Here is a 21,630-nt window from a genome sequence, read left to right on the forward strand (position 1 = left end):
GAACGGATCTCCGATGACTCTCGTACGCACCCTCCTTCTCGCCGCCGCCATGCTGGGCGCCGTGGTCACCGCCACCGCCGGCGAGGCCGAGATCCGCAAGAACCTGCCCTCGCGCATTCCTCAGTTTCCGCCGATCGAGGAAGTCACCAAGACGCCGCTGCCCGGCATCTTCGAAGTGCGCGTGAACGGCGCGCAAATTTTCTACACCGACGAGCAGGGCAACTACCTGATCCAGGGCAACCTGATCGACGTGAACTCGCGCAAGAACCTGACCGAGGAGCGGATCGAGAAGCTCAGCGCGGTCGCCTTCAACCAGCTGCCGCTGAAGGACGCGATCAAGATCGTGCGCGGCAACGGCAAGCGCAAGCTCGCGGTGTTCGAGGACCCGAACTGCGGCTACTGCAAGCGCTTCGAGAAAGACATGAAGTCGGTCGACAACGTCACCGTGTACCTCTTCCTGTACCCGGTGCTCGGCGCCGACTCGACCACCAAGTCGCGCGACATCTGGTGCAGCAAGGACAAGGGCAAGGCCTGGAGCGACTGGATGGAAGCCAACACCAAGCCCGCCACCGCAGCCAGCAGCTGCGACGTTGCCGCGCTGCAGCGCAACGTGGAATTCGGCCGCAAGTACAACATCACCGGCACGCCCACGCTGATCTTCACCGACGGCACCCGCACGCCGGGCGCGATTCCTGCCGAGCAGGTCGAAAAGCAACTCGCCGCCTCCGCCAGCTGATGGCGACGACCACCGTTTCGCGGCGCAAGGCCGCCGCCGCGCCGGCCAAGGGCGGGGCAGTTTCCGCTGGTGTGCACTACCGCGTCGAATGCGCGGACCTGCATGCCCATCTCTACACCGTCACCCTCACCATCGCCGCACCCGCCGCGCAGCAGCGCCTGACGCTGCCGGTGTGGATTCCCGGCAGCTACCTGGTGCGCGAGTTCGCCAAGAACCTGCAGGGCCTGCGCGCCACGCAGGGGCGGCGCAAGCCCGCGCTCACGCAGCTGGACAAATGCAGCTGGCAGGTCGATTGCGTGCCGGGCCAGCCGCTGGTGCTGCACTACCAGGTCTGCGCCTACGACAACTCGGTGCGCACCGCCTGGCTCGATGCCGGCCGCGGCTTCTTCAACGGCACCAGCCTGTGCCTGCGCGTCGAAGGCCAGACCGACGCGCCGCATGCGCTGGACATCGCCGCCCCCGCGGCAACGGCGGTCGATGCGCCTTGGTCGTGCGCCACGGCGCTCGTGCCCTCCAAGATCGACAAGCAAGGCTTCGGCAGCTACCTGGCGTCGGGCTACGACGAGCTGGCCGACAGCCCGGTCGAGATGGGCACCTTCTGGAGCGCCGAGTTCGAAGCCTGCGGCGTGCCGCACCGCTTCGTGGTCGCGGGCGCCGCGGCCTCGTTCGACGGCGACCGGCTGATCGCCGACACCCAGGCCATCTGCGAAGCCGAGATGCGTTTCTGGCACGGCGACAAGGTGGGCAAGCGCGGCGGGCCGAAGCCGCCTATCGATCGCTATGTGTTCATGCTCAACGCGGTCGACGACGGCTACGGCGGGCTCGAGCACCGGCATTCCACGGCGCTCATCTGCAACCGCCGCGACCTGCCGCAGCGCGGCGAAAAGAAAAAGCAGGCCGAGGGCTACATCACGCTGATGGGCCTCATCAGCCACGAGTACTTCCACACCTGGAACGTCAAGCGCCTGCGGCCCGCGGAGTTCGCAAGCTACGACTACAGCCAGGAAAACTACACGCAGCTCCTGTGGTTCTTCGAGGGCTTCACCAGCTACTACGACGACCTGCTGCTGCGCCGCGCGGGCCGCATCGACGACGCGGCCTACCTGCGCCTGCTCAACAAGACCATCAACCAGGTCATGCAGACGCCGGGACGCCTGGTGCAGCCGGTGGCCGACGCGAGCTTCGATGCCTGGGTCAAGTACTACCGACAGGACGAGCAGACGCCCAACAGCACCGTCAGCTACTACACCAAGGGCGCGCTGGTGGCGCTGTGCCTGGACCTGACGCTGCGCCACGAAGGCAAGGGCTCGCTCGACGACGTGATGCGCCACCTCTGGACGCACAGCGGCGGCGGGCCGATCAGCGAGGCCGACATCGCGGCCGCACTCGAGGCCGTGAGCGGCCGCTCGTATGCACAGGAACTCGCCCGCTGGGTGCATTCGACCGAGGAGCTTCCGCTCTCGCAACTGCTCCGCGCGCATGGCGTGGCCACGCTCGAAGACCCGTCGCAGCAGGCGCAGGTGCTCGGCCTGCGCGTGGCCGAAGCCAACGGCAGCGTGCAGGTGAAGGTGGTGCTGCGCGGCGGCGCAGCCGAGAAGGCCGGGTTCTCCGCGAACGACGAGTGGATCGGCATCGAATTGCCCGCCGCCGGCAAGAAAAAATCGTCACAGGCCTGGCGCATCGCCAAGCTCGACGACCTGGCGCTGTACCTGGGCGATACGACGAAGTTCACAGCCATCGTGGCGCGTGATCGGAAGCTGTTGCGGTTGCCGCTCACGCTGCCGGCCGGCGTGACCACCTGGCGCCTTTTCACGCACGACGCCGCGAAGGTGACCGGCTGGTTGGCCGGTTAGTCGACTTTTTCGGTCACCGCGGGCTGCTGCCGCACGAACAGCATCGGCTGCGGCTCGCCCACCAGCACGCAGGGCTTGCCGGTGCGCCGGCAGTGGTCCTGCACTCGCCAGTAAGCGCCGTGGCTCACGCAGCCGGTCTGGCAGATCACGAGGTCGGCCGCGCGCAGGCCCGCTTCGAGCGCGAGGTCGTCGGCATCGTCGCCGCCGTCTCCCCCGTTGTGATGCAGGTAGCGCCCGCCGGCGATTTCGACCAGCTGGCGTGCGAGGGAGGGCGCCTCTTCTTCGCGGCCGACGCACAGCACGGCCTTTTCGCGAAGGTCGGGCGGCAGGGCGTTCTCGCCGGGCGGCGGCAGCGCCTGTCGCCGCCCGGCGGGCGCCAGCAGCGAATGCAGGCGCCGGGGCAGGGCGCCGCCGAGGGCCGCGTGCGCCCCGCGCGCCGCGAGCTCTTCACGCACCAGTGCCATCGCGGAATCGCGCGCCACCAGCGCACCGCGCAGGCGCACGATCTGCGCCTCCAGACGTTCGACCCGCTCGGCCTGCTCCGCCAGCAGGCGCGAGCAGCGCTCCTGCACGCGGGCATAGGCCCGCAGCAACACGGCATGTTCTTGCATCGGAGAATCCATGCAACCATTCTAGATGAGAGCAATTCTCAAATAGGCAATCGAAACGGTGCCGCGTCAGCAGGCCCGAAGCCTTGCTCGGTATAGTGGGCCGGGCAGATTTTTCCCACCCCAGCCGGAGACAGAAACACCCATGAGCTACGAAAACATCGACGTACGAACCGAAGCAGGCAAGGTCGGCATCGTCACCCTCAACCGCCCCAAGGCCCTCAATGCGCTCAACGATGCGCTGATGACCGAGCTGGGCCAGGCGCTCAAGGCCTTCGATGCCGACGACGCCATCGGCTGCATCATCCTGACGGGCAGCGAACGCGCCTTCGCGGCCGGCGCCGACATCGCCGCGATGGCCAAGTACAGCTTCATCGACACCTACAAGGGCGACTACATCACCCGCAACTGGGAAACCATCCGCTCGATCCGCAAGCCCGTGATCGCGGCGGTGAGCGGCTTTGCGCTGGGCGGCGGCTGCGAGCTGGCGATGATGTGCGACTTCATCATCGCGGCCGACAACGCCAAGTTCGGCCAGCCCGAAATCAAGATCGGCGTGATTCCCGGCGCCGGCGGCACGCAGCGCCTGCCGCGCGCGGTGGGCAAGAGCAAGGCGATGGACATGGCGCTCACCGCCCGCATGATGGACGCGGCCGAAGCCGAGCGCGCGGGCCTGGTGAGCCGCGTGGTGCCTTTCGAGAAGCTGGCCGACGAGGCGCTGGGCGCCGCACTGATCATCGCGGGCTACTCGCAGATCGCGGTGATGGCGGCCAAGGAGTCGGTGAACCGCGCCTTCGAAAGCGGCCTGAGCGACGGCGTGATGTTCGAGCGCCGGCTGTTCCACGCGCTGTTCGCGACGGTCGACCAGAAGGAAGGCATGGACGCCTTCCTGAACAAGCGCGCGCCCGACTTCAAGAACGCCTGACAACGGCCCTGCTGAAACAACCCGCTGCCCGCTAGCGCGTGAGCAGCGCGCGCATGGCCGCCAGCGCCTGCGCGGGCGGCGTGCCGACCGATGCGGCGCCGCCGGGCTGCGGCGTCCATCGCACCTGGTCGCCGGCGATCTGAAGCTCGGCGATCAGCGTGCCTCCCTCGTAGAACGACAACCGCGCCTCGACCGGTGCGGCCAGCGGCGCATCGGGCTCGGTGGCTGAGCGGGCCACCGTGTTCACCAATGCGGCCAAGCCTTCGATGTCGCCGCGCGCATGCCGCACGCCCAGGCCGGCGCGTGTGAAGTCGAAGGCGGTCCAGCGGTCGAGCGCCGCGAACGACGTCATGCCCGCCTGCGGCCCCACCGCTTTTGCAGCTGCAGCCGCGCGGGGTGCCGGCGTGGGACGCAGGCCGCCGGAGGCTTCGGCATTCGCCTGGCCTTGTCCGGCGAACGCCGATGGGCTGTCCGCCAGTTCGCGGCGTGGCGGTGCGGGTGCGGCGATTGCGGCGGGGGGAGGCGCGGCGGCCAACGCGGGCGGACTTCTGTCGCGCTCCACAGCGGATGGCGCCGCTGCCGACGGTGCGGGAGCCCCCGCGGCTTCATTGCTGCGCTTCTCTCTTGCAGCCCACTGGCTCTCGCTGCTCTTGCGTGCGCGTGCCGCCGATTGCTCGGCCGCATCCGGCGCCGCGGTGATGGGCGCGGGCGGCGCCGGGGCCGGGGCCGGGGCCACGGCCCCGGCCGGCAATTGCGCAGGCTTCGCTTCGATCTCGGGCGAAGGCGCGGCGGCAGGTGCCGCAGCAGGAGCGGTTTGTGGGGCGGCCGACAGCGGCGGGGCCGACCGGCGAACCGCGTCCGCCGCGCGCTGCTCCGCCGGTGCCTCCCTGGCCGAATCGCGCGCCAATCCTGCGGGCGGCTCGGCGGGCGGCGATGCCGGCGATGCCGGCGCTTGGGGCGCAACGGTCGCCGGGCTGGGCGCCTGCGGCACGGGCGCTGCCGAAGGCGGCGTCGGCGCAGCAGAAGAAGCAGGCGGCGGTGCCTGAACAGTCGCGCCACCGACACGCGCCTCGCCATCGAGTTGCGCATCGGGGATCGGCTCGCGATGCCAAAGCACCGCCACGAAGCTCGCCACCAGCACGGTTGCAAAGGCCGCGTTCCACGGCATGCGCGACCGCGTGTCGCCACCGCCGAACAGGCGGCGCCACCATGGCGCGGCGCTCGCGTTGTTCGCTGCCGCCGGCGATACAGGTGCCGGCGCCAGGTTGCGCGCCATCTTCAGGATCGCATCGCGGGTGCGCGGATCGGGCCTGGCGTCGTGGTCGGGCGCATGGTCCAGCGCGCGGCGCAGCAACGGGTCGCGCAGCTCGCCGTCTCCGTCGGCGCCGTTCAGGCCGGTGGTGCGGTCGTTGCTCATGCGCGTTGCTCCAGCACCGACAGGTAGCGTTCCATGCAGGCGCGCAGCTTCTGCAAGCCGTAGCGCAGGCGGCTGCGCACCGTCTCGAAACCGATCTCCAGGCTGGCCGCCAGCGCCTCGACGGTCAGGCCGTCTTCGTGGTGCAGCAGGAACGCGGCGCGCTGGTCGGCGGGCAGTTCGTCCAGGCAGACCAGCAGCCGCCGGCCGGCCGCGCGCCAGAAGGCGAGCTCTTCGGTGGAGGGATGCGATGCGGCATCGACCGCGCCGCGCACGCCGCGGTCGAGCGTGGGCAAGGCGTCGCCGTCGTCGTCCGGGTGCGCATCGAGCGTCACTTCGCGCCCGCTCACGCGCAGCCGGTCCATAGCGAGGTTGTGGGCGATCGTGAAGGCCCAGGTTCGCCAGGTGGCGCCCTGCGGCGAGAAGCTCTCGCGCGCCGAGATGATCCGCACCCAGGTGTCCTGGAACACCTCGTCGGCCTGGGCCACCAACCGCGCGCCCAGCAAACGCTTGACGAAGCGGAACAGCCCGCCTTCGTGGCGCGCATAAAGCACGTCGAAGGCGGCGGCGTCGCCGTGCGCGTAGGCCAGCATCAACTGATCGTCGGGCATGGCGTTACGCTCGGTGGCGGCTTTGGCGGAAGGGGCGCGGGGAAGCGCGGACATCGGCGGATTTTCACCTGAGCTTGTACGGGCGGCGGAGGGCATCGGGGTTTGCGCCCGCAAAAAAGAAAGCGGGCGGTTTAACCCCGCCGCGGCGGGCCCGCCGTATCAGCCTGCATCCACAACCCGGAGTTCTTCCATGGCCCTTTGCTTCGCGCCCCACCGTCTTCCTTTGCGCCGCCCGCTGGTCGTGCTGCTGTGCGCCCAGTTGCTGCTGACCGCCAGCGGTGCTCATGAGATTCCGGCCCTCGGGGCCAGGATCGAAAAAAGCACCGCGCAATGGCCGAAGCCCGCCCTTCAGGTGATGCAGCAGACCGAGCCGAATTTCCAGGCGCCTTCGGCCACACACTGTGCGCGGCCGGTGCAGACCCACGAGACGCCGGGCACGAGAAAAAATGCCCAGCTCGAAAAGCGCAGACTTGCCGACATGGCGGAAGGCGCGAGCCTGGACGCGGCTTCGCCCGAAGCGCTGCGCAAGCCCACGCCGCCCGCATCGGCAGCCGCGAAGGCCCATGGCTCGAGCGCTCGCGAAATGAGCGCGGCGGCGGCGGCGCCTGCCTCCGAACCGACGCCGGTCGCCGTGGCGCCCTCTTCGCCCGCCCTGCCCGCCCTGCCTGCCGTGCCTGCCCCGCCCGCCGCAACCACCCCATCCGCGCCCCACGCGACCATCAAGTCACCCGCCCCGGTCCCGCGCCCCGCCAACGAACCCGTCACCGCCGGCATGGTCGACGACAACGCCGACTTCCACGAGTACCTGAACTTCCGCGGCCGGACCCAGGTGGCGCACCGCGAGCGCGACATCAGCATGCGCTACCTGCTGCAGGTGCGCGACGCACGCGGTGCCGTAGTGCCCGATGCCGAAGTGGCGGTGCAGGCGGCCAGCGGCGCGGCCATGTGGGCGCGCACCGACGCGGGCGGGCGTGCCTGGGTGCATCCGCTGGCCTTCGACGGCTCGCACAGCCAGATGTACCAGGTCACGGTCCGCAAGAACGGCGGGCAAGGCACGGCCTTTCTGCAGCGCGGCCAGAAGAACGCGATCGACGTGGTCATCGACAAGCCCGGCACAGCTCCCGCGCGCGCCCGGCTCGACCTGGTGTTCCTGATCGATGCCACCGGCTCCATGGGCGACGAGATCGCCAGGCTCAAGTCCACCCTGCGCACCATCGCCGACGAGGTGGCGCGGCTGCCGAGCCGCCCCGACACCTGCTTCGGCCTGGTGGCCTACCGCGACACCACCGACGACTTCGTCGTGCGCCGCCACGACTTCACCAACGACCTGAACGCCTTCCAGGGCGTGCTCGACGCGCTGCAGGCCGCGGGAGGTGGCGACTACCCCGAGGCGATGAACGAAGCGCTGGCCGACACGGTCCACCGGCTGAGCTGGCGCGGCACGGGCGCCACCCGCATGGTCGTGCTGCTGGCCGACGCGCCGCCGCACCTGGACTACGCCGGTCCGCAATACGACGACAGCATGGTCGCCGCGCTGGGCAAGGGCATCAAGGTGTTCAGCGTGGGCGCTTCGGGGCTCGACAGGCAGGGCGAATACATCCAGCGCCAGATTGCCCAGTACACCGGCGGGCGCTTTGTTTTCCTGACCTACAAGGAGGCCTCGAACCCCGCCAGCGGGCCGGGTTTGCAGACGCAGCACGACGTTGCGAACTACTCGGTGCAGACGCTGGACCGGCTGATCGTGCGGCTGGTGTCCGAAGAATTGGGCAAGTTGCCGGCCGGTGGTTGAACTCGCCCAAAAGCCTGGGCTATAATCTTGGGCTCGGCGTGAAACGCTGAAAAGGCTCTTTAGCTCAGTCGGTTAGAGCGATGGAATCATAATCCACAGGTCCGCGGTTCGAATCCGTGAAGAGCCACCAACACTACTTTTGCGGTTGTCCGCTCAAGTCCAAAAGCCCTAAGTAAATCAACTACTTAGGGCTTTTTCATTGCCCTTGCTTCCGCATTTTTTGAACTGCCGATGGGCAAGCCTTTCCGCTCACAGATCCATTTGTGGTTCCACAGTCAGTTTGCGCTGCAAAGCAGACGTCCTGAGTGACGGACCCGTGCCAGCATCGAGCCGGAATCACCCCAAGCAATGCTGGAAAAAAGTCGTCGCCCTGGGCGAGAACTGAATGCCTCGCTCATCGCAATGCGCTAGATGGGTGCTACGGCTCGGATGCGGACATCCGAGCAGTCACATAGCCTTCAGCTAAGGCTCGAAGCGGTCGCCTCACCTTTGTCGAGGCCGCCACCCGGGTTGCTGCCGACTGCTATCGCTCAGCGCTATATAAGAAACAGGTCCTTCTGGTTGTCGCCAACTTCGACCGCATTCGCGCGTATCGACCAGTTCGAGACCGCCGTGCTGTCGAATTCATTCCGACAATTCAGATCCACGGTTGTTTGGCTGTGTGGGCCGCCTCAAACTCTGCAATGCGCTGTGCATTCATGAGCGTCGAGCCAACGTCATCGACGCCTTGCAGCAATGCCTGCTTTTGTGTCTCGGGGACGCTGAATCTAAAACTACCAAGCACTGGATGCGCGACGGTGTCGTATCGCAAATCGACGCTCACGCTCATGGAAGCATCCTGGGCAGCAGCAGCGAACAGCGCGTCGACTTCACGCGGCTCGAGCACGACTGGCAACAGCCCGTTCTTGTATGCATTGGCAGTAAAGATGTCAGAAAAGGAAGGTGCGATGAGCGCGCGAAAGCCGTAGTCTTTCAATGCCCAGGCAGCGTGTTCCCGGCTGGACCCGCACCCGAAGTTCTCGCGTGCCAAAAGGATGGTGCTGTCGCGATAGGAGAGACGATTCAGTATGAAGTCCGGGTTCTCACGCCGCGGCTCGTCAGAGCCCTCTACATGGGGGTCCAAGTAACGCCAACTATCGAACAAGTTAGGTCCGAATCCCGTGCGAGATATGGACTTCAGAAATTGCTTTGGCACCAGTGCATCGGTATCGACGTTGGCGCGGTCCAATGGCAATACCAAGCCGGAGTGAGAAATGAACGGCATCATGTTGGCAACCAGCCTTCCCGGATGTCGACGAAGGTGCCAGCGATAGCTGCGGCAGCTGCCATCTGAGGACTCACCAAGTGCGTGCGTCCCCGGTCTCCCTGGCGCCCTTCAAAGTTCCTGTTGGAGGTGGATGCGCAGCGCTCCTCCGACCCAATCTCGTCGCCGTTCATGCCCAGGCACATCGAGCAGCCAGGTGCGCGCCACTGAAAACCGGCTTCAACGAAGACTCGGTCCAGGCCCTCGCGAATCGCCTGCTGCGCAACCAACCCTGAACCAGGTACGACCAACGCCTGCCTCACGCGATCCGAAACCTTTCGGCCTTTCAGGATCTGGGCCGCCGCTCTGAGGTCTTCGATTCTCGAGTTGGTGCACGATCCTATGAACACATGGTCGATCTGAATCTCGTCAAGCTTGGTGTTCGGCTGCAGCCCCATGTAAGCCAGGGCATGCGCCACGCTAGAGCGGCGCGTCGGATCACCGATGGTTTGCGGGTCCGGCACAAGGTCTGACACCGCGCCCACCATGTCCGGTGAGGTACCCCACGTGACTTGAGGTGCAATTGCGCCAGCATCGATAGACACCACGGAGTCGAACAACGCGCCAGCATCCGACACCAGATCTCGCCATTGAGCCACCGCTTCCTCCCACATTGCGCCTTTTGGAGCAAGGGGACGGTCCTTGACGTAGGTGATGGTCTCGTCATCCACTGCAATCAGTGCAGCGCGGGCACCGGCTTCAATGGACATATTGCACAGTGTCATGCGGCCTTCAATTGAAAGCGCCGTCACTGCTTCGCCATCGAATTCGATGACATGGCCTGTTGCTCCGCTCGTCCCCACCTGCCCGATGAAAAAAAGTGCCATGTCTTTGGCTGACACGCCGCGGGCAAGTTTGCCCCGAAAGGTCACCCTCATCGTCTTCGGCACCGGCATGAAAACGGTCTGCGTTGCCATGACGTGCTCGACTTCGGAGGTTCCGATTCCGAACGCCAGGCAGCCGAGCGCTCCGTGAGTCGTCGTGTGCGAATCTCCGCAAACGACGGTCAGCCCTGGCAGGGTGAACCCCTGTTCGGGCCCCACCACATGAACGATTCCCTGCCGGACATCGGTCAGAGGAAAGTAGCGAAGCCCGTTAGCTCCGGCGTTGTTGCTCAGGGTGTCGAGTTGAACTTTGGAAAGGCCCTCAGAAACTCCGTTGGCACGGTCTGTAGTCGGAACGTTGTGGTCTGGAACGGCCAGAATCGACCGCCGACGCCACAGCGGGCGTCCGGCGTCCCGCAGCCCTTCGAATGCCTGAGGGGACGAGACCTCGTGCACCAGGTGACGGTCGATGTAGATCTGCGCGCGGCCGTCGGACGATCCAACGAGGTGCGCCTCCCACAGCTTCTGGAAAAGCGTTCTTGGTGATGTCGCAATAGTCATGGCGCACGCTCTACGAGGATCCGACCAACGCAGCATCTCGGCGAGTTCTGGCCCACGACATCGAGCGTCCGCCCAACTCACGGCCCGTGATTTGGCTGGCAAGTTCCACTGCGTCGTACAGGGCGGGCAGATCTACCCCCGTCGCGTATCCGCCGGACTCAGCCATCAGTACGAGATCCTCCGTTGCCAGATTTCCAGCCGCGCCGGGGGCGAACGGGCAGCCGCCAAGGCCGCCCGCGCTGGAGTCGAAGCGACGGATGCCGACAGAAATGCCGGCCCAGGCGTTAGCAATGCCCAAGCCACGCGTATCGTGCAAGTGAAGACCGATCCGCTCAACGGGTATTGACTCTGCAAGAACCCTGCACAGTTCTTGGACCTGCGCGGGTCCCGCCGCCCCAATGGTGTCCGCAATGACAAGTTCAGTTGCACCCGCTTCCAGCATTCGCAACGCGAGGCGCAAGACCACCTCGCTGGGCACCGCTCCCTCGAATGGACACTCGAACGCAACTGAGATGTACGCGCGAGATGGCAGTTGGTGGGATGCCGCGCGACGAATGACGTCTTCACTTGCAATGGTCGCTTGGTGAAGCGACATCCCGGCATTTTTTCGGTTCATGGTGTCCGTGGCACTCAGCACCACCGCAACCTCGTGAACGCCGCTGTCAATCGCACGTTCAACGCCTTTGAGGTTCAAAGCGAGAGCGGACAGCTGAACCCCCGGCAAGTCCCGAGACCGTGCGATGAGTTCCTCGGCGTCTGCGAGTTGCGGTACCGCTTTCGGTGACACGAAACTGGTCGCTTCGATGTTGTTCAATCCCGCCTTTGAGAGCGAACGCAGAAGCAGCAACTTCTGCTCAGTCGGAACGAAGGTCGTGTGGCCCTGAAGTCCGTCGCGCAATGCGACCTCGGTGATTCGGATCTGACGGTCGGGTGTCATCCTGGATTCCTACTGGATCGCCCCTGCGGCGAGGAGGTGGCTGATCTTCTCTTGGTCATAGCCAAGGGTGGAAGCAAGCACTTCATTGGTGTGCTCGCCAAGGAGCGGCGGGCTGGTAAACGAGGTGCTGCTGGTATCGCTGAATTTCATTGGGACGCCTGGCATGCGGACAGTGCCTCCTTGGCGCAGCGCCACTTCGACAACCATGTCTCTCGCCAGCACCTGCGGATCGTTGGTGGCTTGCTCGAAGTTGTTTACCGGCGCGCAAGGGACCCGCGCAGCGGCCAGCTTTTCCAGCCAGTACCCGTTGGAATGTTTCGCCAACTCCTCGCCTACCACCCCTTCGATGAGCGCTTTGTCGGCGTAGCGTGCTGGCTGCTTCTTGTAGGCAGGGTTCGAGAGTTCCGGACGGTCGATGACTGCCAGCAGCTTCTCGAAAAACGCGTCCCCAATGCAGGCGATGACGAGGTAGCCATCGCTTGTCTTGAAGGTGTTGTATGGAACATGGACGAAGTGCCCATTACCAATACGCTCTGGAACGTGTCCTGACATAAGGTGCATCGTTGCCATGTAATTGAGCAACGAGATCTGCGCGTCCAGCATGGAGACGTCCACATGTTGGCCTTTGCCGGTGACGCTTCGCGCTTGAAGCGCGGCGAGTACGCCCATCGCGCCGAAGATGCCACCGCCCAAGTCGCCGATGGCGATTCCTGAGCGCACCGGGGGTTGGTCGGGGAAGCCGGTGATCGACATCCCCCCGCCCATGGCTTGCACCACCTGGTCAAATGCCGGCCGGTTGGCTCCAGGCCCGTAACCGCCGAAGCCACTGACCGAACACGTGATGATGCGCGCGTTCACTTGAACGAGGTCCTCATAGTGGATGCCAAGACGTTTGGTCACGCCCACTGCGAAGTTGTCGAACACCACGTCTGCCTCGCGCACCAGGTCCAAGAACACCCCGCGACCCTGTTCTGACTTGAGGTCGATAGCGACGCTCTTCTTGCTTCTGTTCAGCGTCAGAAAATAGGCCCCCATCCCATGACGTGAGTAGTCTTCGTCCGTGGCCAGGAGAGCGCGCGTTCCCTCCCCGGAACCAGGGGGCTCCACCTTTATCGTGCTCGCCCCCAGATCCGTCAGCAGCATGGTCCCGTAGGGGCCCGAAAGCATGTGCGTCAAGTCGAGAACTTTGATACCTTCGAGCGGGGCCATGTTGAATCTCAATCTCTTGGGGTTGGGCGCGGAAGTCGTTGACGCTCAGGCGATAACGGGCAGTGCGAACTCGTCGACGTGGCCGTGAGGGCTGACTGCAACCGATTCGGGCGGCAATTCAATCTTGAAGTGCCGCTTCAACACGTCGGCAATGAGTTCATAGCAAGAGCCGACGCGAACGACCTTCATGGTCTCGAAGTTGATGAGCGTTGCCGAGCGCTTGTACGTGTGGTACTTGCGCAGCCCGTAGTCGATGGTGACGTCTGCGATGGCTCGCAATTCGGGTTGAATGTCTTCCACGCGAAACTTGGTGCCCGTGCCGGTCAGGTTGGCAGAGGAGCCGAACAGCGGGTGGTTTTCCTCCCGACTGAGACGGCAGATCTCCGCATGGAACGGCCCGGCGTTCACGAGCATGGCCAGCGTGCCGCCGACCGTGCTGCCCACCAGCGAATCGGGGTCCAGCTCGCGCATCAGCGGATGGTCAACACGGTAGGGGGCGATGGGGCCGATCGGCAGGTTGTAGTCCTGCGTGATCGCCTCGATCATCTGCTGCTTCTTCTTGTCCAGGACATGAAGCTCGCGCTGGGTTTCCATGTCGCAGATGAGCGCATTGCGCTTGTGGCCACCCCGCTCCTTGGTTTTGAAGATCCGCTGAAGCGACTCCCTCGAGCCGCCAATCATGGAGTACCCGACGTCCACGGGGAAAATGACGATGCCCCCATTTTTTGCTACGTCGAATGCACGGCGAGCGTCGCCGGCGATGTCAAGAACAGTCATTTCAGTGCCTTTCAGTTGATGGGTTTCGGTGCAAGCTTCGCGCTATCAAAGATGGGGGCCCACCGCTCGCGTTCCTTTTGAAGGAGCGCCTCGGTGTCCTTCGAAGTAGTGCTCAGCGTTTCAAACCCCATCTTGGATAACTGGTCCCGGAAGGCAGGCGTGCGCGCCATTTCTGCAACTTCCTTCTCAAACCGGCCTACGACAGCTTTGGGTGTCTTGGCAGGCGCTAGCAGCAAGTAGCGGCTGCTCATGTCCACACTCGGCAGCCCGGCCTCTGCCATGGAGGGAACCTCCGGTGCGAGCGGCGTCCTTTTGCTGCTGGTAACGGCGAGAAGCTTCAGCTTTCCGGCTGCCGCATAGCTTTGAACAGAAGACAGCGTGAACATGCCGATCTGGACATGCCCGGCAACAACATCGGCAAGAGCCGGGCCGTTTCCTTTGTAGGCGATCTCGTTGAGCTCTACTTTCGCGGCCCGGCTGAACAGGATGGCCGCCAGGTCGTGCGGGGTACCGAGCCCGGAGGTTGCAAGCGTCACGGCGCCAGGCTGTTTGCGGGCGAGGGCGATGAGTTCGGCTACATCCTTGACGGAGGCCGAGGGATGAGCGACCAAGACGATGGGAGCCGATGCGAAGAAGGAGATGGGCGTCAGATCGGTACGGACATCAAACTTCAGGTTGGGGTAGATCAGCGGAAATATGCCAACGGTGTCGGCATTGACGAGCAAGGTGTACCCGTCGGGTTCCGAGCGAACCACGTGTTCTGTGCCAACTGCACTGCCCGCCCCGCCTTTGTTCTCCACGATCACGGCCTGGCCCAGGCGGTTCTTCAAGTGATCAGCGAAGACGCGGGAAACCGTGTCGGTCCCTCCGCCAACGGAGAACGGAATGATGAGCTTTATCGGTCGGGTGGGATACGCCTCCGCGGCGAATGCGGGCAACGAAGCGGCCGCCGCCAACGGCAAGAGGATTGAGGCTGTCGCGAAACGTCTGTTCATCATCGCTGTCTCCGCTTTTTTTGTTCCAGTGCGAGCAATGGTAAAAAGCGCGGACAACAAAGAAAAGATTATTATTCTTATGGATCGATTTGAAAATCGTATGCTTGCGTGGCGCTGAGACGATAGGCTCCGCGCGGTTCTTGAGACTGGTCCGCATGAAATCCATGTGTCCAAGGATTCCCTTCGCACGCGCTCGCTTGGGTACGGGTGCGCTCGGCCTGTGACAGTAGTTGTCAGCGGCCGTAGATCCGGTGAAAGCAAGCCGACCGTGATTTCGAACTGCTTGAAGGGGCGCCGAGGCCGCGAATCCAGCCGCAGGGGTTCGCAGTGGAATCCCGCCAGGCGGGGCCAGCGCTTGGTGGCGGGCCGACGAAGAGTTTGACCCGTCCAGCTTGCGGTTTTGTTGTCGTCGATAGTCAGTTGATTTTCATATGCACTACACCCTCAGGCAGTTGCGCGCCGCCCTTGCGGTCGCACACCACGGAAGCTTTCGGCGAGCAGCCGATGCCGTTTCGATGTCACAGCCTGCCTTGTCCCTCGCAGTGATCGAACTCGAGGCCGCGCTTGGCGTGAGCTTGTTCGACCGGACTTCTCGGATGGTTCGGACAACTGTCGTCGGTGAGGCTTTCTTCTCAAGCCTTGGGCGCTCGCTGAATGACCTGGACGCGCTGGTGAACGAGGTCGGGATGATCGCCCAGTCGCGGCGCGGCCATGTAGTGATCAGCAGTATCGCTTCGGTGGCAGGAAGGCTCATGCCTGCCGTGCTCATCGAGTGCGCGAAACAGTTCCCGGAAGTCAAACTCACGTTGAGAGACGAGGTGGCAGCCAGAGTGATCGATGTGGTGCGCTATGGGGAGGCAGACTTCGGCATCGTGGCAAAAGTAGAGGGCGCCCTGCCGGAGGAGTTGGTTTTCGAGAAGCTCGTCGAGGAGGCGTTCTATCTGGTTTGCGTCAAGAATCACCGGCTGGCACGCAAGCGGAGCGTGATGTGGTCAGAACTGGACAACGAAGGTTACGTGTCGTTCTCTACCGCGAGCGGGGCCAACGCCGTCGTCGCCGAGCAAGTGCTCTTGAGCGGCGTGAAATTTGGCCGCGTGTTTGACGCATCACAACTGTCCACTGTGCATGCCATGCTGGAGGCAGCATTGGGCGTTGGAATTCTTCCGCGTATGGCACTGCCGACTGAACACCATCCGGCATTGACCTACGTGCCCTTGGTGCGTCCGGTCTTGAATCGCACGTTAGGAGTCGTGCGAAGGAAAGACCGCTCGTTCTCTCCTGCCGCTGCCGCCGTCAAGGACATCTTGATCGCGGTCGCCGGTGTCAAAACGAGCAAATAGGACAGATCTCATCCCGCGGCGGTGGAGTTACTCCGTGTCGACTTCGATTGATCTTCCGCCACATGGTGGCGGTGGGCGAGGGGCTGGCCGCCATCTTGATCCCGCAATCGTTCCCCGCCGGCACGCTAGACTGCGGTTTTGGCCCGCGTCCGGGCGCTCGTGCCGCCTCAGGATCCATCAGCGCACTCGAACGCCGCAGTTTCAGAACCTGGCTCGATTGGTCACGGCTGCCTTCAGCCAGAACCTGTCCTTTGAATAGCCACCCGCTCATTAATTCCGAAATGCAGCAACAAGTTATCTCCGCTCATGACATCTTCCCGCATATTCGGGTTGTGATGGGCATGGTTATTGGCCTTGGCCTCACGCGACTGCTTTCGGGCGTCGCTCGTATCGTGCAGCACCCTAGTCAATACCGGCTCTACGTGGTCCACCTTGGCTGGGTGGCGTCCGTTCTGTTGGCGATGGTGCACTTTTGGTGGTGGGAATTCGGTCTATTCCAGATCCAAGCTTGGACCTTCGGGACCTACGCCTTCATTGTCAGCTACGCTGTGACGCTCTTTCTGCTGTGCGCGTTGCTGTTCCCAGATAGCTTGCGGGACTACGAGAGCTATGAAGACTACTTCTACGCGCGCCGTGAGTGGTTCTTCGGATTAATGGCCGCAACCTTCCTGCTGGACGTTGTGGATACCTTCATCAAGGGAGATGCTCACTTCCAGAAGTTCGCCTTTGAATACTTGATCCGTACGCCTATTCTCGTCGCGCTTTGCGTTGCAGGCGCCGTGACGCCAAACAGGCTCTTTCACAATGTTTTCGTAGTAGGCATGCTCGCGTATCAGCTGTCGTGGATTCTTCGACTTTTTTACAGAATCGATTGAGCCTGAACCGCGATCGAATCGCAACTACGCGGAGTGCGCTTGGCCTTGATATAGCCTGGATCGAGCAGCGCAACGGCGTCTCATCAGCGTCCAACACGCGTGCAACCAGCAAGAAGCGCTTGTGGGCTTCGTGCAGAGAGTCCAGGGCTACGCCAGCTTGCCCGCATCGAGCCGGCGTGTGATCGTTGGAGCGCGTGTCGATCACCTCCTGCCGGTAGTAGGGGTGATCGACGAAGCGACTGATCAACGTGTGGGCGGCGGTTCCGGCGGCAGCCATGCCGCCGTCGCGAACCTGAGGTACCGGCGGTGCCTGCACAAGGCACAGGCCACCGCTACCTCAGTGACTTTGCCAGCTTGCCAGCACATCTGCTGTTGGGCTTCCTGAGGGGGCGCTCATCACGTAGATCATCTGATCGGGGTCTTCTGCGCAGCCCAGCATCTGCCAGTCGAGCGTTAGCAAGCCTGCAACGGGATGCCTGATGCGTTTCTGTCCGAAGGTAGGAATAGCGACCTGGTGCGACGTCCACCAGGTTCGAAAATCAACATCTATCGCAGAAAGCTCGCTGACCATTGCGCTGATCCGCGCGTCGTCCGGGTAACGCACCACATCCATGCGCAAATAAGCAACGCATTGCCGACCGGATGCCTCCCAATCGACATGGCGAGCACGCACCACGGGGTCGAGAAATGCCATGCGGATGAAGTTGCGCTGTTCGGCCGGGCACGCCGAAAAATCTCCCAACAACTCTGCCGCGACAGAGTTCCAGCCAAGCACGTCAAGGCATCGCCCAAACACCACAACGGAAACCGAATCCAATAGCGCAATAAGGCGCGCGGTCTGAGGGCCGACCGTCTGCGTTGGCCTGGAGACGGAACGGTGCGATGCGCCTTGTACCAAGCGTCGCAAATAGACCGTCTGATCGGTGTCCAATCGCAAGCTGCGGCCGATGGCAGCCAGGACTGGGAGAGAGGGAAGCAGTCGTCCCTGCTCCAAGCGGTTGTAGTAGTCGGAGCTGATGCCGGCGAGTTGCGCAACCTCCTCGCGGCGCAAACCCGGCACTCTGCGGGCATTCAAGCTGTCCGGCAGACCCACTTCAGCGGGACGGAGTTCGGCACGCCGGGCTCGCAGGAAATCACCAAGTGCACTTTTGTTGAGCGGGAGAACGTCTGGCATAGGCGAATCCTACTTTCGAAAGCGGCACTCCTGTACTGCCAGATGACTGGGAATTTGTTTCCTAGGATGCGGCCGACCTGTTGCTACCTAGGATGCCGGCCTAGACTTGCTGCAGCCTTGCGGACTCATGACTCTCGGTCAACGCAAAGGCTGAATATCGACCGAGACGCAGGCAATGCTTTCACTATGCAACCGGCGGAAAAAAGAGGGGAACCCACGAATGACTCGAGTACAAGCATCCTTGTGGCGACACTTGGCCTTTTGCGCCAGCCTGTTGTCATTCGCGGCAACAGCGGCGGGGCCCGCAGGAAATTTCCAACCAACGCAGGTCTCGCCCACGCCGAGCCGAAGTGCGGGTTTGCAGGCTTTCGCGCAGATGGAGCGGGTGCTGCTGCATCCGAGATGTGTGAACTGCCACGTGCCAGAGGCGCCCCTGCAAGGGGACTTCAAGCGCTTGCACTACCCGCCAGTCCAGCGCGGGCTTGATGGCAGAGGCGTCGCCCCGTTGCAGTGCGCCACGTGCCACTCGACCCAGAACAGTCCACTTGCCAATGCACCACCTGGACTGGAGACCGATGGCAAGCCCGGTTGGCACATGCCACCAGCGCACATGAAGATGTCATGGCTTGGTTTGTCAGGTCCGGCACTTTGCAAGGTGTTCCGCGATCCCAAAACTAACGGGGCGCGCTCAATCGCAATGCTTGAGGAACACATGGCGACTGATCACTTAGTGTTCTGGGGCTGGGAGCCTGGGCCGGGCCGCCAGCTGCCACCAATGGACAAACCCACTTTCGACGAGCAGGTCCGGACCTGGATTCGAAACGGTGCGCCGTGCGATTCGCGCGAACCGTTGCGTTCCTCGGTCGGACGGACCCGTGCTGAACTGAATGCCGATGCAGCCAAGAGCCTGCGAGCTGTCGCTGACTCTGGCATCGTGAACACCCAACCCTCCTCGAGGAGCCGGCCATGATCTCATTTCAATTGAATGGTCAGCCGCAGACGGTTGATGTGCCGGGCGACACACCGGTTCTGTGGGTCCTGCGTGACACGCTGGGCCTGACAGGAACCAAATTTGGTTGCGGGATTGCGGTGTGTGGTGCGTGCACCGTGCACGTTGACGGCCAGCAACGTCGATCCTGCGTGACACCTGTGGAGTCCATCGCCGGCCAGAGCCTCAGCACGATCGAAGCGATCGCCGAGCAGGACGAAGTCGGGCGTGCAGTGCAAGAGGCATGGGTGCGCCACGACGTGGTGCAGTGCGGCTACTGCCAGAGCGGACAGATCATGTCCGCAGTAGCGCTGCTCAAAGTCAACAAGCGGCCGTCCGATGCCGACATCGACAAGGCGATGAGCGCCAACCTGTGCCGCTGCGGCACCTATGCACGCATCCATGCCGCTGTGCTGGACGCGGCGAAATCTATCGCTTGAAGGAGCAGCAAACATGAAACGCTTGCAAGCTGCTATGGGCGCCAGCGAGATGGGGCGCCGACACTTCCTCAAACTGAGTGTAGGCACCGGTTTCGCGGTGTACGCGATGGCAATTGATGCGCAGACGCCGTCGGCAAAGCCGGAGGACGCACTCACGCCACAGCAGCAACCCAGTGCCTTCGTGAGCATTGACGCGGATGGCATCGTCACGGTCACCATCGGAAAGACCGACATCGGCCAAGGCGTGCAGACTGCGTTGCCGATGCTGGTGGCCGAGGAGTTGGATGCCGACTGGGCCAAAGTGCGTTGCAATCTGGGCCCGGCTGGCGAGGCCTATATGGACCCCGTGTACAAGATGCAAATCGTCGGCGGCTCCACCACCATGAAACACTCGTGGATCCAATACCGCGAGATCGGTGCCCGCATGCGCGCGATGCTGGTTGGCGCCGCTGCCAAGCGGCTAGGCGTGTCGGCTTCGCTGCTCAAGACCGAGGCCGGCGTGGTGATTGCACCGGATGGCCGCCGCCTGACCTACGGTGATCTGGCCACCGCAGCATTGGCCGAGCCAATCCCGAAGAGCGTTCAGCTCAAGTCAGCCGATCAATTCAAGTTCATCGGAAAACCCACTGGCCGGCTCGATGCACGCGACAAGTCGAGCGGCCAGCAGAAGTTCGGGATCGACTTCACATTGCCCGCCATGCGCACCGTGGTGATGCTGCATCCGCCCGTGTTTGGCGCGAAGGTTGCACGATTTGACGCAACGCAGGCCAAAGCAATTGCTGGCGTGGAGGACATCTACCAGGTGCCGCTCTACAACGGAGGCGTCGGTCTTGCCGTTGTGGCGAACGGGTTTTGGCCCGCGCGCATGGCGCGCGAGGCCTTGAAGGTCGAGTGGGACACTGCGGGCGTTGAGAAGGCAGACACAGACGCCTTGTGGGCAAGGTATCGGGCGTTGGCGCGCCAGTCCGGCACGAAAGCGCATTCGGCCCATACGCCCGATACCTCCGCGCTGGCAGGTGCCCGGCTGAAGATCACCGCCGAGTACACCTTCCCGTACCTGGCGCACACGCCGATGGAGCCGCTCAATTGCAACATCGACTATCGCGGTGATCAATGCACGGTGTGGGTGGGCTCGCAACTTCAGATGGCTGACCAAGCTGCGGTGGCGAACGTCTTGGGTCTGAAACCCGAACAGGTCACCTTGAACACCATGATGGCCGGCGGAGGATTTGGACGGCGTGCCACGCCGACTTCCGATTACGTGGTCGACGCCGCACAGGTTGCCAAGGCGCGCTATGCCGCAGGCCGCCGCGAACCTATCAAGATGATCTGGACGCGCGAGGATGACGTTCGTGGCGGTTACTACCGGCCGATGCACCTGCACCGCGTCGAGATAGCCCACGATGGCAAAGGCACCGTGTTGGCTTGGAAGCACATGATCGTCGGCCAGTCGATCACGGGCGGAACCCCACTTGAGCCGTTCACGGTAAAAGATGGCGTTGACGAGACGATGGTCGAGGGCGTGGCCGGAAGCCCGTACCCCTTTCCGATCGCACTCGAGGTGCACCATCCGAAGGTGAACGTTCCGGTGCTGTGGTTCCGTTCGGTGGGACACAGTCACACCGCCTTCGTGATGGAAACCTTGGTCGATGAACTGGCGCGTGCCGGGGGCATTGACCCCGTCGCGTACCGCCGCCGGCTCCTCGCGAAGCATCCGCGCAATCTCGCCGCGTTGGACCTCGCAGTTGAGAAATCCGGCTACGGCAAAAAGCCCTTGCCCCGCGGGCACGCATGGGGAGTGGCTGTGCACGAATCCTTCAGCAGTGTGGTGGCCTATGTGGTCGAAGTTTCGATGCGTGGAAACGAACCTTTGCTGCATCAGGTGACTGCCTCGGTCCATTGCAACATGCCGGTGAATCCACGCACCATCGAGGCGCAAGTGCAAGGCGGCCTGTTGATGGGCCTAGGCATGACGATCCCTGGCGCGGAGATCACCCTCAAGGATGGCCATGTGCAGCAACATAACTGGAACGACTACCGCGTGCCGACGCATGCGCACATGCCGAAGATGACGGTGCATATCGTGCCCTCGGCGGAACCACCCACCGGAATCGGTGAGCCTTCGGTTCCGCCCATTGCGCCCGCTATGGCCAATGCGATCGCAGCGCTCACCGGTAAGAGACATCGAAGTCTGCCGTTCAACGTATGACGAGTGGTCTTCTCGCATTCGCAAGTGGCAAAAGCGGGCTGCCCGAAGATCTCTGATCCGAG

At 63.4% G+C, this 21,630-nt stretch carries 19 protein-coding genes and 1 tRNA gene; 10 read left to right on the plus strand and 10 right to left on the minus strand.

Features of this window, described 5'->3' with window-relative positions; all coding sequences use genetic code 11:
* Positions 1-13 precede the first annotated feature (13 nt).
* Together ABIC90_RS24230 and ABIC90_RS24235 are read left to right on the plus strand one after the other, a co-directional pair.
* On the plus strand, positions 14-736 hold the full coding sequence (locus tag ABIC90_RS24230) for a DsbC family protein (RefSeq protein WP_354358708.1): 723 nt from the start codon (positions 14-16) through the stop codon (positions 734-736).
* Positions 736-2,589, plus strand: coding sequence for a M61 family metallopeptidase (locus ABIC90_RS24235; protein WP_354358710.1), 1,854 nt, complete (start codon positions 736-738; stop codon positions 2,587-2,589). The genes ABIC90_RS24230 and ABIC90_RS24235 overlap by 1 nt, the downstream gene beginning before the upstream one ends.
* Here ABIC90_RS24235 and ABIC90_RS24240 read toward each other — a convergent pair.
* A complete protein-coding gene (locus ABIC90_RS24240; protein ID WP_354358712.1) occupies positions 2,586-3,200 on the minus strand; it encodes a DUF2325 domain-containing protein in 615 nt (204 codons plus the stop codon). The genes ABIC90_RS24235 and ABIC90_RS24240 overlap by 4 nt on opposite strands.
* Before the next feature lie 142 nt (positions 3,201-3,342).
* Between ABIC90_RS24240 and ABIC90_RS24245 the strand changes: the two genes are divergently transcribed.
* A complete protein-coding gene (locus tag ABIC90_RS24245; RefSeq protein ID WP_354358714.1) occupies positions 3,343-4,122 on the plus strand; it encodes an enoyl-CoA hydratase in 780 nt (259 codons plus the stop codon).
* Between the two features lie 31 nt (positions 4,123-4,153).
* Here the strand turns inward: ABIC90_RS24245 and ABIC90_RS24250 are convergent, their stop codons facing one another.
* Both ABIC90_RS24250 and ABIC90_RS24255 read right to left on the minus strand, forming a co-directional pair.
* The gene (locus tag ABIC90_RS24250; protein ID WP_354358716.1) at positions 4,154-5,539 is read right to left on the minus strand and encodes a hypothetical protein; all 1,386 of its coding nucleotides are present in this window, start codon (positions 5,537-5,539) and stop codon (positions 4,154-4,156) included.
* Complete coding sequence (locus tag ABIC90_RS24255) at positions 5,536-6,201, minus strand: sigma-70 family RNA polymerase sigma factor (protein WP_354358718.1); 666 nt, start codon at positions 6,199-6,201, stop codon at positions 5,536-5,538. Before ABIC90_RS24255 ends, ABIC90_RS24250 begins: the two co-directional genes overlap by 4 nt.
* 136 nt (positions 6,202-6,337) lie before the next feature.
* Here ABIC90_RS24255 and ABIC90_RS24260 point away from each other — a divergent pair, with 136 nt between their 5' ends.
* Positions 6,338-7,936 (plus strand): vWA domain-containing protein, encoded by a 1,599-nt coding sequence (locus ABIC90_RS24260; RefSeq protein ID WP_354358720.1) that lies wholly within the window; start codon positions 6,338-6,340, stop codon positions 7,934-7,936.
* A gap of 53 nt (positions 7,937-7,989) precedes the next feature.
* Positions 7,990-8,066: transfer RNA gene (locus ABIC90_RS24265), tRNA-Met, on the plus strand.
* A gap of 507 nt (positions 8,067-8,573) precedes the next feature.
* Here ABIC90_RS24265 and leuD read toward each other — a convergent pair.
* The 6 genes from leuD to ABIC90_RS24295 are packed head-to-tail and all read right to left on the minus strand — an operon-like array spanning position 8,574 to position 14,542.
* On the minus strand, positions 8,574-9,203 hold the full coding sequence (gene leuD / locus ABIC90_RS24270; RefSeq protein WP_354358722.1) for a 3-isopropylmalate dehydratase small subunit: 630 nt from the start codon (positions 9,201-9,203) through the stop codon (positions 8,574-8,576).
* Positions 9,200-10,624 (minus strand): 3-isopropylmalate dehydratase large subunit, encoded by a 1,425-nt coding sequence (gene leuC, locus ABIC90_RS24275; protein WP_354358724.1) that lies wholly within the window; start codon positions 10,622-10,624, stop codon positions 9,200-9,202. Before leuC ends, leuD begins: the two co-directional genes overlap by 4 nt.
* Positions 10,625-10,634: 10 nt before the next feature.
* Positions 10,635-11,561 carry a hydroxymethylglutaryl-CoA lyase gene (locus ABIC90_RS24280; protein WP_354358726.1) on the minus strand — a complete coding sequence of 309 codons (927 nt, stop codon included), beginning with the start codon at positions 11,559-11,561 and terminating at the stop codon, positions 10,635-10,637.
* A 9-nt stretch (positions 11,562-11,570) separates the two neighbouring features.
* A complete protein-coding gene (locus ABIC90_RS24285; RefSeq protein WP_354358728.1) occupies positions 11,571-12,770 on the minus strand; it encodes a CaiB/BaiF CoA transferase family protein in 1,200 nt (399 codons plus the stop codon).
* Positions 12,771-12,815: 45 nt separating this feature from the next.
* On the minus strand, positions 12,816-13,547 hold the full coding sequence (locus tag ABIC90_RS24290) for a Sua5/YciO/YrdC/YwlC family protein (protein ID WP_354358730.1): 732 nt from the start codon (positions 13,545-13,547) through the stop codon (positions 12,816-12,818).
* A gap of 11 nt (positions 13,548-13,558) precedes the next feature.
* Positions 13,559-14,542 carry a Bug family tripartite tricarboxylate transporter substrate binding protein gene (locus tag ABIC90_RS24295; RefSeq protein WP_354358842.1) on the minus strand — a complete coding sequence of 328 codons (984 nt, stop codon included), beginning with the start codon at positions 14,540-14,542 and terminating at the stop codon, positions 13,559-13,561.
* Between ABIC90_RS24295 and ABIC90_RS24300 the strand changes: the two genes are divergently transcribed.
* The 3 genes from ABIC90_RS24300 to ABIC90_RS24310 all read left to right on the plus strand — a co-directional run bounded on the left by ABIC90_RS24300 (position 14,433) and on the right by ABIC90_RS24310 (position 16,757).
* The gene (locus ABIC90_RS24300) at positions 14,433-14,660 is read left to right on the plus strand and encodes a hypothetical protein (RefSeq protein WP_354358848.1); all 228 of its coding nucleotides are present in this window, start codon (positions 14,433-14,435) and stop codon (positions 14,658-14,660) included. The two genes, ABIC90_RS24295 and ABIC90_RS24300, sit on opposite strands and share 110 nt — an antisense overlap.
* A 313-nt stretch (positions 14,661-14,973) precedes the next feature.
* Positions 14,974-15,882: a LysR family transcriptional regulator gene (locus ABIC90_RS24305; RefSeq protein WP_354358732.1), complete on the plus strand. Its 909-nt coding sequence runs from the start codon at positions 14,974-14,976 to the stop codon at positions 15,880-15,882.
* Between the two features lie 47 nt (positions 15,883-15,929).
* Entirely contained in the window at positions 15,930-16,757 is an 828-nt protein-coding gene (locus tag ABIC90_RS24310; RefSeq protein ID WP_354358734.1) for a hypothetical protein, read from the plus strand.
* Between the two features lie 337 nt (positions 16,758-17,094).
* Here ABIC90_RS24310 and ABIC90_RS24315 read toward each other — a convergent pair whose 3' ends face one another.
* Complete coding sequence (locus ABIC90_RS24315) at positions 17,095-17,931, minus strand: helix-turn-helix domain-containing protein (RefSeq protein WP_354358736.1); 837 nt, start codon at positions 17,929-17,931, stop codon at positions 17,095-17,097.
* 966 nt (positions 17,932-18,897) lie between these two features.
* On the opposite strand from ABIC90_RS24315, the gene ABIC90_RS24320 reads away from it, so the two are divergent.
* Positions 18,898-19,359, plus strand: a complete 462-nt coding sequence (locus ABIC90_RS24320) for a (2Fe-2S)-binding protein (RefSeq protein ID WP_354358738.1) — start codon at positions 18,898-18,900, stop codon at positions 19,357-19,359.
* 13 nt (positions 19,360-19,372) lie between these two features.
* Positions 19,373-21,568: a xanthine dehydrogenase family protein molybdopterin-binding subunit gene (locus ABIC90_RS24325; protein ID WP_354358740.1), complete on the plus strand. Its 2,196-nt coding sequence runs from the start codon at positions 19,373-19,375 to the stop codon at positions 21,566-21,568.
* The last annotated feature ends 62 nt before the right edge of the window (positions 21,569-21,630 follow it).

Origin of the sequence: Variovorax boronicumulans (assembly GCF_040544675.1) — a bacterium.
In the GTDB taxonomy this organism is placed as follows: domain Bacteria; phylum Pseudomonadota; class Gammaproteobacteria; order Burkholderiales; family Burkholderiaceae_C; genus Variovorax; species Variovorax boronicumulans_D.

Excerpts from the sequence above, each read along its gene's own strand:
- ABIC90_RS24290 (WP_354358730.1), bottom strand. The coding sequence starts at position 13,547 with ATGACTGTTCTTGACATCGCCGGCGACGCTCGCCGTGCATTCGACGTA.
- ABIC90_RS24315 (WP_354358736.1), bottom strand. The coding sequence starts at position 17,931 with ATGCCAGACGTTCTCCCGCTCAACAAAAGTGCACTTGGTGATTTCCTG.
- ABIC90_RS24285 (WP_354358728.1), bottom strand. The coding sequence starts at position 12,770 with ATGGCCCCGCTCGAAGGTATCAAAGTTCTCGACTTGACGCACATGCTT.
- ABIC90_RS24300 (WP_354358848.1), top strand. The coding sequence starts at position 14,433 with ATGATGAGCTTTATCGGTCGGGTGGGATACGCCTCCGCGGCGAATGCG.
- ABIC90_RS24255 (WP_354358718.1), bottom strand. The coding sequence starts at position 6,201 with ATGTCCGCGCTTCCCCGCGCCCCTTCCGCCAAAGCCGCCACCGAGCGT.
- leuD (WP_354358722.1), bottom strand. The coding sequence starts at position 9,203 with ATGATGCCGTTCATTTCTCACTCCGGCTTGGTATTGCCATTGGACCGC.
- ABIC90_RS24305 (WP_354358732.1), top strand. The coding sequence starts at position 14,974 with ATGCACTACACCCTCAGGCAGTTGCGCGCCGCCCTTGCGGTCGCACAC.
- ABIC90_RS24280 (WP_354358726.1), bottom strand. The coding sequence starts at position 11,561 with ATGACACCCGACCGTCAGATCCGAATCACCGAGGTCGCATTGCGCGAC.
- ABIC90_RS24325 (WP_354358740.1), top strand. The coding sequence starts at position 19,373 with ATGAAACGCTTGCAAGCTGCTATGGGCGCCAGCGAGATGGGGCGCCGA.
- leuC (WP_354358724.1), bottom strand. The coding sequence starts at position 10,624 with ATGACTATTGCGACATCACCAAGAACGCTTTTCCAGAAGCTGTGGGAG.
- ABIC90_RS24245 (WP_354358714.1), top strand. The coding sequence starts at position 3,343 with ATGAGCTACGAAAACATCGACGTACGAACCGAAGCAGGCAAGGTCGGC.
- ABIC90_RS24240 (WP_354358712.1), bottom strand. The coding sequence starts at position 3,200 with ATGCAAGAACATGCCGTGTTGCTGCGGGCCTATGCCCGCGTGCAGGAG.
- ABIC90_RS24295 (WP_354358842.1), bottom strand. The coding sequence starts at position 14,542 with ATGAACAGACGTTTCGCGACAGCCTCAATCCTCTTGCCGTTGGCGGCG.
- ABIC90_RS24250 (WP_354358716.1), bottom strand. The coding sequence starts at position 5,539 with ATGAGCAACGACCGCACCACCGGCCTGAACGGCGCCGACGGAGACGGC.
- ABIC90_RS24235 (WP_354358710.1), top strand. The coding sequence starts at position 736 with ATGGCGACGACCACCGTTTCGCGGCGCAAGGCCGCCGCCGCGCCGGCC.
- ABIC90_RS24260 (WP_354358720.1), top strand. The coding sequence starts at position 6,338 with ATGGCCCTTTGCTTCGCGCCCCACCGTCTTCCTTTGCGCCGCCCGCTG.
- ABIC90_RS24320 (WP_354358738.1), top strand. The coding sequence starts at position 18,898 with ATGATCTCATTTCAATTGAATGGTCAGCCGCAGACGGTTGATGTGCCG.
- ABIC90_RS24230 (WP_354358708.1), top strand. The coding sequence starts at position 14 with ATGACTCTCGTACGCACCCTCCTTCTCGCCGCCGCCATGCTGGGCGCC.